The 1,142-nt window shown below is 60.6% G+C and carries 1 protein-coding gene; it reads right to left on the bottom strand.

The features are described from left to right. A partial coding sequence (locus tag GTN70_03655) for a hypothetical protein (protein NIO16084.1) occupies positions 1 to 1,142 on the bottom strand: 1,142 nt, incomplete at both ends.

Raw genomic sequence — 1,142 nt, 5'->3', positions numbered from 1 at the left:
TGTTCCTGTTTTCCGCGTGGTGGGCAAGGGGGGTTTCGGTCAGGTTGTTTGCCTCGTCGCTTTCGTGCAACCGGTTCTCCGGGTCGATGACGGCGATGATAAACTCCCCCTGCAGATAGATTTCGGCCCGGTAGTCGAACCGGGGCCAGACGGTTTTGCCCGGGGGAAGGGACCGGATAATTTCCTTTCCCACCAGGATATTCATCCCGTCGAGGAGGTCGTTTTCAGAGAGATAGTAGGCGATCTGCACCCCGACAGCCTCCCTGTTGCCAATGTTCGCCACCTGGAGGTACCCTTCTGCTTTCTGCGTCGAATCGGCGTAATCGACGCTGAATTCGCTCCACGATAGAATGAGGTCCGGAAGGGGTTCGGGCGGGGGAGCGTGGTACATGACGACCATGCCGTGATTGGGATCTGCCAGGGTGATGTCCACGGCGCCGTCGCCGTTTATGTCGCCGGTAGCCAGACCGTGCGGGTTGTAGCTGCTTGCGTAGGGAAGGGGAAGCGTCTGGCTGAGGCTCAGGTTGCCGTCGGCGTCCTGGGTATAGATACCGAGGAGGTTCTTGCCGCACAGCGCGACCAGGACGTCGTCTTTCCCGTCGAAGTTGACGTCAGCTATCTCGAGGGTGTTCGGGACGTGGGGCGAGGGGATGAAGCGGACCGCGGGGTTCAGCTTCCCCACGTCGTTCTGGTAGAGCACGCCGATGGAGGAGAACGAGCCCGCCCGGAGGGAGGAGACGACAACGTCGGGAAGCATGTCCCCGTCCACGTCGCCGAGCGCCGCTCCCAGGGTAACATCTTCCTTTCCCAGGTCGTAGTAGTAGGGGAGGAGGAAGCCTCCGAGGCTGTTCTGAAGGAGGATCCCGATATTATCGTACAGGTTGCCGCCGCCGCTCATGACGATGATATCGGTGAGCCCGTCGCTGTTCACGTCCCCGACGACCAGGTCGTTGTTTCCGCCGTGATCCAGTGTGAAGGTGGCCGGAGGGCTGAGCGTACCGTCGGGTCTCTGGAAGAAGATGTCCACGTCGCTGGACGCCTCTCCCGAATCGATCGAGACGACGTCCTGAAGCCCGTCGTTGTTGAAATCGCCGATCCTCACCATGTAGGCGTTGCTCTCGCTTTCGTGGTTGGAGGGATAG

The sequence above is a fragment of the Deltaproteobacteria bacterium genome (genome assembly GCA_011773515.1).
Classification (GTDB): domain Bacteria; phylum Desulfobacterota; class Deferrimicrobia; order J040; family J040; genus WVXK01.
The sequence above is the reverse complement of the archived record's forward strand: the minus strand, read 5'-3'. Positions and strand labels throughout refer to the sequence as shown.